We start from the raw sequence: 13,426 nt of genomic DNA on the forward strand, positions 1-13,426 counted from the left end.
AGAGTTAAAAGTTAGGAGTTAAGAGTTGGGGATTAAGAATTGAACTGGCAAGCCGCCTTTTTAACTCTTAACTCTTAAGTCCCAACTCTACCGTGGGTCTTGCCAGACCAGCTTTTCGTTGGATTTGTTTTTTTCAAAGTCCGGGCATTTGCCGTCGCCCTTGCCGGTGATGCCGCCATCGGGGTTGCAAAGTAACTTGCCCCGGGTGTCGAACACCTGCGAAAACTGGTCGCAGCACGGAGCCGACTGGTAGTACACGGTTTTGCCCTCGTACTGGTAGCGAAAAATGCGGGTGATGGGGTTGCGCTTGCGCTCGGCCAGCACGGCCGCGATGCGAGCCTTCAGCCACTGCGGGCGGGCCGTGGTGTCCGATTCGGGAATGCGGGCGTACACCGGGTCCACGGTATTGGCGCTGGTGGGGGCCGCATCGGTGGCGCTAACCTGCCCGCTGGGCGGCTGCGAGGTGGGCGTGGTCACGCTCACCTGCTGGTGGGCACAGGCCGAAGTGAGGAGCAAAACAGCGGCGAAAGAGAGCAAGCGCATAGGAATTGAGGGAGAAGCGAAGCATGCCCCCAGGCGGGGGCCGCTATGGGTACGCCCGGCGCGGCCAATAGTTGAGGCATGGGCCGGAATCAGACGTTAAAAAAATAAGGGCCGAATACCAGCGCCCCCACCACCAGCGCCCCCAGCGCAACCAGCAGCACGGCCCCGGCCGCCACGTCCTTGGCCTTGCCGGCCAGCGGGTGCCAGGCCGGCGAGGCCAAATCGGTGAGGGCCTCGATGGCGGTATTCAGCAGCTCGGCGGCCCACACACCGGCCACCGCAAGGGCCACCAGCGCCCATTCCAGGCGCGTGATGCGGCAGTAAAACCCCAGCCCGATAACCACCACGGTAGCCAGCGCGTGAAAGCGCAAATGCACTTCGGAGCGTAGCGCCGACCATACGCCGCGCCCGGCGTGGCCGAAGCTGGCCACGCGCCGCCGCCACAGCCCTTCGGGCGGACGTAGCCGGTCGGGGGCGGGTTGGGCAGGCTCAGCCACGGGCTTCAAACTCCTGGAAGGTGGAATTGCGCAGGGCCGGCCACTCGGGCCGGATGATGCTGAAAATGACCGTGTCGCGCCGCACACCGCCCTGCGTGAGGCGGTGGCTGCGCAGGGTGCCTTCCTCGGTGGCACCCATGCGGGCCATGGCCGTGCGCGACTTGTGGTTGCGCGAGTCGGTTTCCAGCTCCACCCGCTCACAGTCGAGCTGCCCAAAGGCGTGGGAGAGCAGCAGGTGCTTGCAGGCCCGGTTCAGGCCCGAGCGTTGAAATTTGGTGCCCACCCAGGTGTAGCCGATGCTCAGGCGCTGGTCGCTTTCCACCACGTTGTAGTAGCTCGTGCTGCCGGCCAACTCGCCGGTTTCGCGGTCGATGATGGCGAACGGATAGCGCAGGCCCTGCTCGCGGGCTTCTGCGGCCTGGCGCAGGTAGGCGGCCAAGCTCACGGCATCGTCGCCCCGCGTGAGGGTGTATTGCCAGATGTCGGCATCGAAGGCCACGGCTTTGAGGGCTTCAAAATCGGTGAGTTCGAGCGGGCGCAGCCGGACGCGGTTGTTTTCAAGGGTTACTTGGGCGGAAAAATCCATAAGGACAAAATGGGCAGGACACGGCCGTAAAATTGCCCCGAAAAAATGAAACTAGCGGACAACTTCCAGCCAGCCTTTGAGGCGGCTCTCGCAGAGCTGCTCATTTGCCAGCAGGTAGTAGTAGATGCCCGGAGCCTGCCCCGCGCCCCAGTCATTCTGGTAATTATCGGTGCTGAAAACCGGCCTGCCCCAGCGGTTAAAAACTTGTAGGCGAGTGCCTTGAAGTAGCGGAGTGGGCACGAACGTGTCGTTGCTTCCATCATTGTTGGGCGTAATGATGTTGGGCCGCAGTGCCAGTCGTCGCAGATTTACCTGGGTTTGCTTCATCGTTATACAACTTCCGGTATGCACTTCCACGGTGTATAAGCCGGAGCTTCGGGCGGTGATGCGGTCGGTTGTCTGGCCGGTGTTCCAGCGGAAGGTGCTGCCCGCCCCGGCGGCCACCCGCAGCTCGATGCCGTCGTTGGTGCAGGCACTGGTATCGGCGGATAGCCGGGGAGCACTCGTGACAGAAACCTGCACGCTGTCGCGGATGGCACAAGCCCCATTGTTCACGATAACGCGGTAATTGCCAGTGTTCTGTGCCACAATGGTGCGCGAAGTAGCACCGGTGTTCCAGTGGTAGGTATAGCCCGGGCCGGGCACGGCCGCCAGGGTAACGCTACTGCCCGCACACAACCCAATGGCCGGCGGCAATACCGCTGCCGGCCGGGGCAGTACCCGCACCAGCACCGTAGCCGAGTCGAGGGTGCCAGCGCCGAGGCAGGCGGCAACGGGGTCGCGGCTGGCCAGCAGCCGCACCCGATAAGTGCCGGGGCTGGCGTACGTGTGCGTTGGCGTGCGGGCGGTGTCGGCGGCATTGCCGTCGCCAAACGACCAACGGTAGCGTCGGCCTCCCACGCTGGTGTTATTGAACACTACCCGGTAGGGGGCGCAGGACGAATCGGGCGGGGCAATGCTGGCCCGCAATGGGATAACGCTACCGGGCACCGCCTGATTAATGATGAAGGAAACCATGTCCTGGCCATTGACCTGCGAAGTAGGCACGGCGGCCCCGGCAGTGGTCGGAATGGAGCCACTAGCATCGCATAAACACTGGTAGAGCCGCCCATTGCGGTCGAAACGATGGGCATAGCCGTGCACATGCACGCCCTGCCCCGTAATGATACGCGCACCAAACGGAGAAGCAAACAAGCATTGCGTGCCCCTCACGTCCAGCGTCATGGTGAAAAAGCCCAGGTCTGCCCCGGAATTGGGCAGGGGGTTGAGGGCCGGCAGGGGGGGCAGGCCCAGCCCGGCCAGAAAAAGGTGCCCGCAGTCATCGGCCCCGAAAGCAGTAAGCGTGCGTACCGGTAGCCGGGCAGCGTAGCGGACACTGCGCAGGTCGCTGCTGAGGCCGGCAATAAATGTATTGCTCCCGGTGCCGCTGCCCATCACATCGAGCGAGCCCGGCGTCGGGACCGGGAAAGAATTGGACTGTGTCTGAAAAACGAAGCTGTTGCCGGCGATAACGGGGGAGCCATCGGCCTCCAGGGTGAGTTTGGTAATGGTAGCGGCCCCAACGAAGGTGCTGGCTTGCAGGGCCCCACCATCAGCCCGCAGGCGCATCACAAACGACGACTGACCCGGCGGCAAAGCCGTTTGCAGCGCTCCGGCCGTGACCGGAAAGTCGGGGCTGGTGGTGTTGCCAGCAATAATGGGCTCATTATTGGGGCCCAGCGCTAGGTCGCGGGCCTCGTCAGAGCCGGTGCTGCCAAATAAGGTGCTCCAGTTAAGCGCCGTGAGGCGGCTGTTGAAACAACAGATAAAGCAATCGGTGCTGCCGCGGTAGATGCGGCTCAGGGCACCGGGCGTGGTCGGAAAATTATAGGAGAAGGTATTGCCCAGCACGTACACTTCGCCACTGGCATTGGTTGCCAGCTCAATGCCGACTTCCACGCTGCTGCCCCCCAGAAAAGTGCTACCAATCAACGCCGTACCGCTCGCATTCAGCTTGGTCAGGGCCAGGGAGCCGTTGGGGTTGAGGCTGGCGTCGAAACAGCCGGCAGTAACCGGGAAATTGGGCGATGATGTGGTGGTGAGTACGCACAGCTCGCCGGTGGCCGTGGCCCGCAAGGCCTGGACCTGGTCGCCGAAGCTGCCGCCTAGAAAAGTGGTGTAAAGCCGGGAAGTACCGTTGCCGCTGAACTTCACGATGCCCACGTCGGTGTTGCCCGCATATGTGGTTTGGGCAGCCCCTGGCGTGGTGGGAAAATTTGCCCCATACACCCAGCCCGCGCTGTAGATATTACCCGCCGCGTCGTTGGTAGCTGCCACACCATAGATGTTTTCCCGACTACCGGAAAAGGTGCAAGCTTCTACCACTGGGTCTATCACGAGCGGCAGTCGCTGGTCGTAACCCTCCGGAAAAGCAAAGCGGAGGGTATTACCGGCCAGCACGTAGCGGCAGGGCACCGGCCGTCGGCCGCCGGCAACGGGCTGGTACGCCACGGGGCGTTGCTCGCGGATGTCGCCTACGGAGGTGCTCACCAGCAGCGCGCCATTCGAGCTCAGCTTCAACGCCGTGGCTCCCCGGTAGCGCAGGCCCACCGCCGCCGGATTAGCCCCCGGAGCCAATACAAAATCGTATTCCAACTGGCCCGTAGCCGTGCCATAGCAGTGCAGGTCGGTGCCGGGGTACAGGCCCGCGTAGCGCACGGCCCCGAACAAGGGCACCCGTGAAGCCCACTGCCGAGGGTCGGACCCCAGAAAATAGTTGTGGTAAGTTGGCTGAAGCTGTTCACCCGTCGCTGCAACGGCCCGCGCACCCACGAAATCAACAAATACAGCGTGTTGGTCGCGCACCGCCGGGGCGTGGGCAGCATCCGACGCCGCCAGGGCGGCATGGGCCCGGCGGGAGTCATCGGCGCGCAACCAGTTGTATACGAATCCGGTGGCCGTCAGAAATACGGCACCACCCGGCACGGCGGCCCGGTACTGTACGGCAGCGGGCCACTGGCCCCGGTTGGCCACCAATGAAAGGCCCGTTGGGACCGTCGGCCTGCCGGGCGCGGCCGGGCTGCTGGTAGTTGCAATAAAAAGCAGCGCCGGGGCCAAAGCCAGCCGCCGGCAAAAGGATAGAAAAGGCCCCATAAAAGCACTGGTGGAAAGGGTGGTGAGCAGTAAGCCAGCCACAAAATAACACTGCCTGTGACCGGTAGGCCACAGGCAGTGTTGCATGCAGGGGAAAAATTAAAAGCGAAATCGTCGGAATTACTTAATCTCGCCCACCATTTCCTCAGGCTTCATCCACTCGTCGAACTCGGCGGCGGTCACATAGCCGAGCTTGATGGCGGTTTCCTTCAGCGTGGAACCGTTTTTGTGGGCCGTCTGGGCAATTTCGGCGGCCTTGTAGTAGCCGATGTGCGGGTTGAGGGCCGTCACGAGCATCAGCGACGAATCGACGTGCTTCTTGATGTTGGGCAGGATGGCGGTGATGCCCACGGCGCACTTGTCGGTGAAACTCACGCACACGTCACCAATGAGGCGGGCAGAGTGCAGGAAGTTATAAATCATCACCGGCTTGAATACGTTCAGCTCGAAGTGGCCCAGCGAGCCGCCAATGGTGATGGCCACGTCGTTACCCATCACTTGGGCCGCTACCATCGTCATGGCCTCGCACTGGGTGGGGTTCACCTTGCCGGGCATGATGCTGGAGCCGGGCTCATTGTCAGGAATATCAATCTCACCAATGCCGGCGCGGGGGCCGGAGCTGAGCATGCGGATGTCGTTGGCAATTTTCATCAGGCTCACCGCTACCGTCTTGAGGGCACCGTGGGCTTCCACAATGGCATCGTGGGCGGCCAGGGCTTCAAACTTGTTTTCGGCCGTGACGAAGGGCAGGCCGGTGAGCTGGGCAATGTGTTTGGCTACGTTCTCCGAATAGCCTTTGGGCGTGTTGATGCCCGTGCCCACGGCGGTGCCGCCCAAGGCCAGCTCGCTCAAATGCGCCAGCGTGTTTTTGATGGCGCGCAGGCCGTGGTCGAGCTGCGAGACGTAGCCTGAAAACTCCTGGCCCAGCGTGAGCGGCGTGGCATCCATGAAGTGGGTGCGGCCGATTTTGACGATGTGCATGAACTCCTTCGACTTCTTTTTCAGCGCGTCGCGCAGCTTTTCAATGCCGGGGATGGTGGTTTCGGTCAGGATTTTATAGGCCGCGATGTGCATGGCCGTCGGGAACGTGTCGTTCGAGCTTTGGCTCTTGTTCACGTCGTCGTTCGGGGCCAGGGCCTTCTTTTCGTCGGTGAGCTGGCCGCCGTTCAGGACGTGGCCACGGTAGGCAATCACCTCATTCACATTCATATTGCTCTGGGTGCCCGAGCCGGTTTGCCAGACAACCAGCGGGAACGAGTCGGCGAGCTTGCCGGCCAGAATCTCGTCGGCCACTTTGCCAATCAGCTCGGCTTTTTCGGCCGAGAGGATGCCGGCGTCGCGGTTGGTGAGGGCGGCGGCTTTCTTGAGGTAGGCGAAGGCGGCGATGATTTCCTTGGGCATCCGGTTGATGTCCTGAGCAATGGGGAAATTCTCGATGCTGCGCTGGGTCTGAGCGCCCCAATAAGCGGTAGCAGGCACCTGAACGGTGCCCATGGTGTCCTTTTCGGTGCGGAAAGCCATGCTTGTAGTGGGTTGATGGGTTGGTGGAGTAGTGGGCGGGCTGTTGGTTGAGGCAGCCGTGGCTGCATGCAAAAGTACGTTGCCGCCGTAGCGCGGCTTTTATCCGAACGGAAATAGCCGCCCAAAGGCTTCCTGCGTAGAGCAAAAAGGCGCTGGCGAAGCCCGTCACGCCAATCCACCAGCCCGCTAATCCACCAATCCACTTCCCGCATGTCCTCCATCAAACAAGTCATTGAAATCCTGGCCTCGTCCGAAAAGAGCTTTGAAGACGCCCTGCAACGCGCCGTGGCCCAGCTCAGCAGCTCGGTGCCAAATATCACTTCCATCTACATCAAAGACCAGAGCTGCAAGGTGAAGGCCAATCGGATTGTCGAGTACCGCATCACGGCCAAGGTGAGCTTCGGCACACCGGTGGAGGAGTTCGACCTCTCGGAGCTGGAGCGCACCTTCGACGAAGCCCCCGTGTCGGGCGGCAACGGCGCGCCCGACTACAGCCACCTCGACCTGCCCACCCAGCCCGAGCTGCCCATCCCCACCGAACCCGAAAACGGCAGCGCCACCGAGCCCGCCAGCGGCGGCGGCTACAGCGGTTAATAACTTATCAGGCAAGGTCATACAGAACGTCATGCTGAGCGCAGTGAAGCATGACGTTCCACCATCCCCGTGAATTAGTTTTATGTTCGACCATCTTGCCCTGTTGCCACTGGCGGGCATCTTTCTGGCGGCGGCCGGGGCCATCTGGGTAGCGGGCATCTATGTGTCCGATACCACGGCAGTGCTCTCGAAGCGCATTGGGCTGGGGGCGGCGTTGGGCGGCATTATTGTGCTGGCCATGGTGACCAATTTGCCGGAAATTGCCATCACCGTCAGCGCCGCGCTGGGTGGGCAGGTCGATTTGGCGGTGGGCAATATTCTGGGCGGCATTGCGATTCAAACAGTGGTTTTGGTCGTGCTCGATGCCTTTGGAATGGGCCGGGAAGATGCCCTTACGCACAAGTCTACTTCGCTGGTGCCGGTGCTGGAAGCGGCTCTGGTGGTCGCGGTGCTGGCCGTGTCGGTGCTGGGTAGCCAGCTGCCGAAGTCGCTGGTAGTGGCCGGAATAACGCCGGCCGGCGTGCTTATTCTGGTGCTGTGGGTGGTGGGCGTGTGGCTCATCGGGCGGGCCAGCAAAGACCTGCCGTGGGAAAAGAAAAAGGACGCGGATGACAGCCCAAAAGCGCTTCAAAATCAACGTCAAAGGGAAGGCCGGCCGTCAAAAGCGGATGCTGATTCGCAGCCCCCGCAACCAACCCGCAGCACGCTGCGGGTAGCGCTGGTATTCGGCGCGGCCGCCGCCGTTACGCTGGTGGCCGGCGTGCTGCTGGAGCGCAGCGGCGAGGCGCTGGCCGGGCAGCTGGGCCTGGGCGGGGCAGTATTTGGGGCCACGGTGCTGGCGGCGGCCACCTCCCTGCCCGAAGTATCGACGGGGCTGGCCGCGATGAAGGCAAAGAACCACCAACTGGCCATCAGCGACATTTTTGGGGGCAATGCCTTCCTGCCGGTGCTGCTGCTGCTGGCGGGCGTGGTGTCGGGCAAGGCGGTGCTGCCGCTGGCCAGCAAGCTCGACGTGTACCTCACCGGCCTGGGCATTTTGCTGACGAGCATATACGTTTACGGCCTCATTTTTCGGCCCCGCCGGCAGGTGGCGCGCATGGGCCTCGATTCGCTGGCCGTGCTGGTGCTGTACGTGCTGGGCGTGCTGGGGCTGCTGGCTATTGGCAACGGATAAGTTGGCGGCTTGGATAAATGCGCAGTAGCTTGTTGGCTCATTCACTCATTCCCAAGTATTGCTGACAATGAAGCTGCCGTTCGCCATCCGCCCCGCCCTGCTGGCGCTGGCCGCCGCCACCCTGCTGGCTGCCTGCCAGCCGGCCCCGACCACTACTTCGGCCCTCGACCCGGCCACGGGCCCCACACTGGCCAGCTACTTTCAAAACCCCGAAACCGGCGTGCAGGACGGCAATGTGCGCGTCATCCCCATCAGCACGCCCAAGGGCAGGTTCAACGTCTGGACCAAGCAGTACGGCAACAACCCCAAAATCAAAGTGCTGCTGCTGAACGGTGGGCCGGGGGCCACGCACGAGTATTTCGAATGCTTCGAGAATTTTTTGCCTAAGGAAGGCATCGAATTCATCTACTACGACCAGCTGGGCTGCGGCAATTCCGACAATCCCAAGGACACGTCCATGTGGAGCCTGCCGCGCTACGTGGAGGAAGTGGAGCAGGTGCGCCAGGCCCTGAAGCTCGACAACACCAATTTCTACCTGCTGGGCCATTCTTGGGGGGGCATCCTGGCCGCCGAGTACGCCTTCAAGTACCAGCAAAACCTCAAGGGCCTCATTATTTCGAACATGATGATGAGTTGCCCGGCCTACGGCAAGTACGCCCAGGACGTGCTGGCCAAGCAGATGAAGCCCGAAGTGCTGGCCGAAATCCGAAAAATCGAAGCCAAAAAAGACTTCAGCAACCCGCGCTACATGGCGTTGCTCGAACCCAATTTCTACGCCGAGCACCTGTGCCGCATCGTGCCCAACCCGGAGCCCGTGAGCCGCTCACTGGGCAAAATCAACCAGTCGCTCTACGTCACGATGCAGGGACCCAGCGAATTCGGCATTTCGGGCAAGCTCACCAACTGGGACCGGGTGCCCGACCTGCCCAAGCTCACGGTGCCCGTGCTCAGCATCGGCGGCCAGTACGACACCATGGACCCCGCGCACATGCGGATGATTGCCACCAAGGTGCAAAAGGGCAACTCCCTCATCTGCCCCAAAGGCAGCCACATGAGCATGTACGACGACCAGCAAACCTATTTCACCGGCCTCATCAAATTCCTGAAAGCCGTGGATGCCGGCACCGTGCAGCCCGGCGCAACATTGTAGCGCACACTGTTAGTCCGCGGGTTATCCGTTCTATCCGCGGACTAACAGTGTGCGCTACGTTAGAAAGTCACGGTTAGCTCCATGGGCAGGTCGGCGCGGCGGCCACCGGCAATGCCCGGCTGCCAGGTCGGGCCTTCGCACACCATGCGCAGGGCTTCGTCATCGTAGTCGGGGCGCAGGCTGCGTAGCACTTTCAGGTTGCTGATTTTCCCATCTGCTCCCACCATAAACTGCAGGCGCACCGTGCCATGAAGGTGCAACTGGCCATCCTCGGGCTCGAAGGCGTCGGCTTCGCGGTGCAGGTAGTTGCGCAAGGCTGGCGTACCGCCCACGGGGGCGGGATTGAGGGCCGGCGTGGCCGGCATGGGCGTGTTGGCCACGCGCACGCTAGCAGTGTTGTCGCTTAGCTGATTGGTAGTCATTACTTTGGATTTAAGGCCGAATGCCCGGCTGGCCTTGGCCGCGTTGTCACTGCCCAGCTTATCGGTCGAAGCCATTTCGGCCAGTACAGCCGGCGCTGTTGCTGTGGAATCGCCCGGGCTGGCGGCAGCGGGCGCAGCGGCCAGGGCCGGCAGCGCGGCAACCTGGGCGTCGGCTCTTGCTGCCGGGGCCGAATCTTCATCCGCCATCACCAGGGCACCATTGCCGGGGGCATGCGTTGCCCGGCCGGCCAGGCGGCCGGCCGCTGCCCGCTTCGGCAACCGACCTGGGCGCATGGCGGCATAGTCAGCCGTTTTCCCGGTTTCTTTTGAAGTAGCCGGTGCTGCTGCTACAGTTGCTGCCACTGCGGTTTCGGGCGTGCGGGCCACTTCCGGTACGGCCAGTTCCGCCAGCGGGGCCGGGCTCGCGGCGGGCGCGGCCGGGGGCGTAATAGCGGCGGTTTCGAGGCGGGCCGTGGTGGCCGGCCGCGCCGTTTCGGGCTGCTCCCAACCCCAGATGCCACCCGCCACCACGCCCACTACGGCAGCGGCTGCCGCAATGCGGGGCCACGCCCAGCCGCCGGCCACGGGCACCGGCTCCTCGCGGCCGACGCGGGCTTGCAGGCGGGTGCGCAGGTCGGCCACGGCCTGGTCGGTGGTGGCCGGGTCGCTCATCGAAAAGCCCGTCAGCAGGTCGGCGCAGCGTTCGCAGTCCAGCGTGTGGGCCTCAATGTGGTGCTCCTCGGCTGGGCTCAGGGTGCCGGCCGCGTAGGCGCGCAGCGCCGCCGGGGCCGGGTGGGGGCCGGGGGTGGGCAGGCGGGCAAAAGGCGAATCAGCGGGCAGCATGGAGCGGGTTGTGGGCGTCGGAAGCGGGGAGTGAGGAGCGGGGCGTGGCTGTTTTGGTCGGCGGGGGCGGCGGCTCCAGCTGGCGGCGCAGCATGCGTTTGCCGTTTTGCAAATGGCTGCGCACCAGGTTTAGTTCGAGGCCGGTTTCGGAGGCGATTTCGCGGTAGCTTTTCTTTTCGAGGTAAAATAATTCGAGGCAACGGCGCTGGGCCGGGGGCAGCTCCGCCAACGCGGCTTCGATGCTTTGCAGGCGCAGCTCGGCGGTTTCGGCGTCCTCGGCGGCGGCCTGCTCGTCTGGCAGATGCCGGGCGGCGGCCAATTCCACATCGGCCGCGTCGGGAAAGCTGAGCACGAGCGGCCCGGCGCTGGGGCCGGCCCGCTTGCGGGCGCGCAGTTGCATGAGGCAGTAGTTACGGGCGGTGGTGTGCAGCCAGGCCGGGAAGTTGTCGGGCGCGTGGGTGCGGAGGACCTTCACCAGATGCTCGAAAAGCTGCATGGCGGCATCCTGGGCGTCTTCGTCGGGCGGGGCGAGGTAGCGGCGGCACACGGCAAAGGCCTCGGGCAGGTACCGGTCGTAGAGCCGGCCGAGGTCGGCCACGTCGCCGTGCGCGCGGTAGCGGGCCAGCAGCTCCTGGTCGGAGAGTGGCGCGGCGGCGGCGGGTGGCGAGGAGCGGCGGAAGAACATCGGGCCGGGAAGTTAGCGCCTGCCGTTGGTATTGGGGCCACGGCCGGCTGGGGAGTGGGCGGCAGAATTATTTTTTCACCCGCGCTGTGCAATCTCCCAAATCCGGGCATCGACTGGGCATACTTCACCTTCTAACGTCGATGCCATGAGAAACCTATTGCTGCTGCCGCTCCTCGCCGGGTTGCTGGCCCCGCCCGCCATCGCCCAATCAACAAATCAGGCCAAAGCCGCCCACCAGGTCCCGGCCAACACCACCAAAAACTGGGTCGTGTCCGGCCTCATCACCGACCAGACCAGCCACGTTCCGCTGCCCGGCGTCACGGTGCTCATCAAAGGCACCAACTTGGGCACCAGCACCAACGCGCAGGGCCGCTACTCCCTGTTGGTGCCAGGCGCGGCGCGGGCCGTGCTGCTGTTCAACTACATCGGCTACCTGCCCGTGGAGCGGCCCGTGGGCAAGCTGCACACCCTCAACCTGCGCCTGCAGGCCGATAACAAGCAGCTGAGCGAAGTGGTGGTAACGGCCCAGGGCATCGAGCAGAAGCGCCAAACGTTGAGCTATTCGGTTACAACCGTTGCGCCGGCCACCGTAAACGGACTGGCGGGCAAAGCGTCGGGCGTATTGATTCGGGGGGCTGCCAGCCCGCGCAAAGCCCGGCGCGCCGGCGGCCAGGCCGATTACGCGCTGGCCGATTCAGAAATGGCTCCCGCCCAATCGATGCCAGTAATGCCCGCCCGCGAAGAAGCCGGAGCCAGCGACACCTACGCTCACGTAACGGAAAATGCGTTTTTTAGCGCGAAGAAAGACCCGCTCAGCACCTTTTCGCTCGACGTGGACAATGCCTCATACAGCAATGTGCGCCGCTTCCTGAACGAAGGCCAGCTGCCCCCGCGTGATGCCGTGCGGGTGGAGGAAATGATGAACTACTTCCGCTACGACTACGCCGCGCCGGCCGCCGCTTCGCCCGACCCCGTCCGCATCAGCACCGAACTGGCCGCCTGCCCCTGGAACCCGGCTCACAAGCTGGCCCGCATTGGCATTCAGGCCAAAAAAATCGAAACGGCCAAGCTGCTGCCCGCCAACCTGGTGTTCCTGGTCGATGTGTCGGGCTCCATGTTTTCGGATGATAAATTGCCGCTGGTGAAAGCCGGCCTAAAACTGCTGGTGAAGCAATTGCGGCCCCAGGACCATGTGGCGCTGGTGGCCTACGCCGGCGCGGCCGGCCTGGTGCTGCCGCCCACGCCCGGCAATCAGCCCGAGGTGATTCTGGATGCGCTGGAGCGGCTGCAATCGGGCGGCTCCACGGCCGGCGGCGCGGGGCTGCGCCTGGCCTATTCCACGGCCCGGCAGAGCTTCCAGAAAGAAGGTAACAACCGCGTGATTCTGGCCACGGACGGCGATTTCAACGTGGGCGAAAGCTCCGATGCCGCCATGGAGCAGCTCATCGTGGACCAGCGCGAGAGCGGCGTGTTCCTGACGGTGTTGGGCTGCGGACGCGGCAACCTGCGCGACAGCCGCATGGAAACCCTGGCCGACAAAGGCAACGGCAACTACGCCTACCTCGACAATCTGGATGAGGCCGGCCGGGTGCTGGTGGCGCAGTTCGGCGGCACACTTTTCACGGTGGCCAAGGATGTGAAATTGCAAATCGAATTCAACCCCGCCCGCGTGGCCAGCTACCGCCTCGTGGGCTACGAAAACCGCCTGCTGGCCGCCGAGGATTTCAACAACGACCGCAAGGACGCCGGCGAGCTCGGGGCGGGCCACACCGTCACGGCCCTCTACGAAATAGTGCCCGTGGGCACCACCCAGCCCCTTATCGATGACCTCAAATACCAGCCCGCCCAGTCCACCACCGCCACCATGCAGCAGTTCCTCACCAACGATGTGCTGACCGTGAAGCTGCGCTACAAAGAGCCGCAGGGCAGCGCCAGCAAGCTCCTCGCGCAGCCCCTCGCCGGCACGCCCGTGGCCATTGCCAATGCTTCGCCCGACTTCCGCTTTGCCGCCGCCGTGGCCCAGTTCGGCATGCTGCTGCGCCAGAGCGAGCAGCGCGGCACCGCCACCTGGGCCGCCACCGAGCAGCTGGCCGACGGGGCCCGGGGCAAAGACGCCGACGGCTACCGCGCCGAGTTCGTACGCCTCGTGCGCCTGGCCCAGGGCCTGAGCGGCAGCGGCACTGTGGGCGCGCGGTAGCGAAACCGCCAAGTAAAGTGGTTGAAATGGAGGGCGGTGAGCACAATATTTCAGTGCTGGCACGGATGCGCTGCCCGGTGCA

At 63.6% G+C, this 13,426-nt stretch carries 11 protein-coding genes; 4 read left to right on the forward strand and 7 right to left on the reverse strand.

What is annotated here, in order from left to right; genetic code table 11:
* Nucleotides 1-87: 87 nt before the first annotated feature.
* The 5 genes from ACVWYF_RS07775 to fumC form a co-directional block, all read right to left on the reverse strand.
* A complete protein-coding gene (locus tag ACVWYF_RS07775; protein WP_457066311.1) occupies nucleotides 88-543 on the reverse strand; it encodes a DUF6970 domain-containing protein in 456 nt (151 codons plus the stop codon).
* Nucleotides 544-632: 89 nt separating this feature from the next.
* Nucleotides 633-1,040, reverse strand: coding sequence for a diacylglycerol kinase family protein (locus ACVWYF_RS07780; RefSeq protein WP_457066313.1), 408 nt, complete (start codon nucleotides 1,038-1,040; stop codon nucleotides 633-635).
* Entirely contained in the window at nucleotides 1,033-1,626 is a 594-nt protein-coding gene (locus ACVWYF_RS07785; RefSeq protein WP_457066315.1) for a GNAT family N-acetyltransferase, read from the reverse strand. Before ACVWYF_RS07785 ends, ACVWYF_RS07780 begins: the two co-directional genes overlap by 8 nt.
* 51 nt (nucleotides 1,627-1,677) lie before the next feature.
* On the reverse strand, nucleotides 1,678-4,758 hold the full coding sequence (locus ACVWYF_RS07790) for a DUF7948 domain-containing protein (RefSeq protein ID WP_457066317.1): 3,081 nt from the start codon (nucleotides 4,756-4,758) through the stop codon (nucleotides 1,678-1,680).
* Nucleotides 4,759-4,878: 120 nt separating this feature from the next.
* Nucleotides 4,879-6,279, reverse strand: coding sequence for a class II fumarate hydratase (gene fumC / locus ACVWYF_RS07795; RefSeq protein ID WP_457066319.1), 1,401 nt, complete (start codon nucleotides 6,277-6,279; stop codon nucleotides 4,879-4,881).
* 210 nt (nucleotides 6,280-6,489) lie between these two features.
* Between fumC and ACVWYF_RS07800 the strand changes: the two genes are divergently transcribed.
* The 3 genes from ACVWYF_RS07800 (at nucleotide 6,490) to ACVWYF_RS07810 (ending at nucleotide 9,197) form a co-directional block, all read left to right on the forward strand.
* Complete coding sequence (locus ACVWYF_RS07800) at nucleotides 6,490-6,873, forward strand: dodecin family protein (protein ID WP_457066321.1); 384 nt, start codon at nucleotides 6,490-6,492, stop codon at nucleotides 6,871-6,873.
* An 82-nt stretch (nucleotides 6,874-6,955) separates the two neighbouring features.
* A complete protein-coding gene (locus ACVWYF_RS07805) occupies nucleotides 6,956-8,047 on the forward strand; it encodes a sodium:calcium antiporter (protein WP_457066323.1) in 1,092 nt (363 codons plus the stop codon).
* Between the two features lie 67 nt (nucleotides 8,048-8,114).
* Nucleotides 8,115-9,197 (forward strand): proline iminopeptidase-family hydrolase, encoded by a 1,083-nt coding sequence (locus ACVWYF_RS07810; RefSeq protein WP_457066325.1) that lies wholly within the window; start codon nucleotides 8,115-8,117, stop codon nucleotides 9,195-9,197.
* Between the two features lie 59 nt (nucleotides 9,198-9,256).
* Here the strand turns inward: ACVWYF_RS07810 and ACVWYF_RS07815 are convergent, their stop codons facing one another.
* Complete coding sequence (locus tag ACVWYF_RS07815) at nucleotides 9,257-10,462, reverse strand: energy transducer TonB (protein WP_457066327.1); 1,206 nt, start codon at nucleotides 10,460-10,462, stop codon at nucleotides 9,257-9,259.
* Nucleotides 10,449-11,147 carry an RNA polymerase sigma factor gene (locus ACVWYF_RS07820; protein WP_457066329.1) on the reverse strand — a complete coding sequence of 233 codons (699 nt, stop codon included), beginning with the start codon at nucleotides 11,145-11,147 and terminating at the stop codon, nucleotides 10,449-10,451. Before ACVWYF_RS07820 ends, ACVWYF_RS07815 begins: the two co-directional genes overlap by 14 nt.
* Before the next feature lie 145 nt (nucleotides 11,148-11,292).
* On the opposite strand from ACVWYF_RS07820, the gene ACVWYF_RS07825 reads away from it, so the two are divergent.
* Nucleotides 11,293-13,344, forward strand: coding sequence for a YfbK domain-containing protein (locus tag ACVWYF_RS07825; protein WP_457066331.1), 2,052 nt, complete (start codon nucleotides 11,293-11,295; stop codon nucleotides 13,342-13,344).
* Nucleotides 13,345-13,426 lie beyond the last annotated feature (82 nt).

This window comes from Hymenobacter sp. UYAg731, from assembly GCF_054061335.1.

What these genes read in the sequence shown, in the direction of transcription:
- ACVWYF_RS07775 (WP_457066311.1), bottom strand. Translation starts at nt 543, where the DNA reads ATGCGCTTGCTCTCTTTCGCCGCTGTTTTGCTCCTCACTTCGGCCTGT.
- ACVWYF_RS07785 (WP_457066315.1), bottom strand. Translation starts at nt 1,626, where the DNA reads ATGGATTTTTCCGCCCAAGTAACCCTTGAAAACAACCGCGTCCGGCTG.
- ACVWYF_RS07790 (WP_457066317.1), bottom strand. Translation starts at nt 4,758, where the DNA reads ATGGGGCCTTTTCTATCCTTTTGCCGGCGGCTGGCTTTGGCCCCGGCG.
- fumC (WP_457066319.1), bottom strand. Translation starts at nt 6,279, where the DNA reads ATGGCTTTCCGCACCGAAAAGGACACCATGGGCACCGTTCAGGTGCCT.
- ACVWYF_RS07800 (WP_457066321.1), top strand. Translation starts at nt 6,490, where the DNA reads ATGTCCTCCATCAAACAAGTCATTGAAATCCTGGCCTCGTCCGAAAAG.
- ACVWYF_RS07805 (WP_457066323.1), top strand. Translation starts at nt 6,956, where the DNA reads ATGTTCGACCATCTTGCCCTGTTGCCACTGGCGGGCATCTTTCTGGCG.
- ACVWYF_RS07810 (WP_457066325.1), top strand. Translation starts at nt 8,115, where the DNA reads ATGAAGCTGCCGTTCGCCATCCGCCCCGCCCTGCTGGCGCTGGCCGCC.
- ACVWYF_RS07815 (WP_457066327.1), bottom strand. Translation starts at nt 10,462, where the DNA reads ATGCTGCCCGCTGATTCGCCTTTTGCCCGCCTGCCCACCCCCGGCCCC.
- ACVWYF_RS07820 (WP_457066329.1), bottom strand. Translation starts at nt 11,147, where the DNA reads ATGTTCTTCCGCCGCTCCTCGCCACCCGCCGCCGCCGCGCCACTCTCC.
- ACVWYF_RS07825 (WP_457066331.1), top strand. Translation starts at nt 11,293, where the DNA reads ATGAGAAACCTATTGCTGCTGCCGCTCCTCGCCGGGTTGCTGGCCCCG.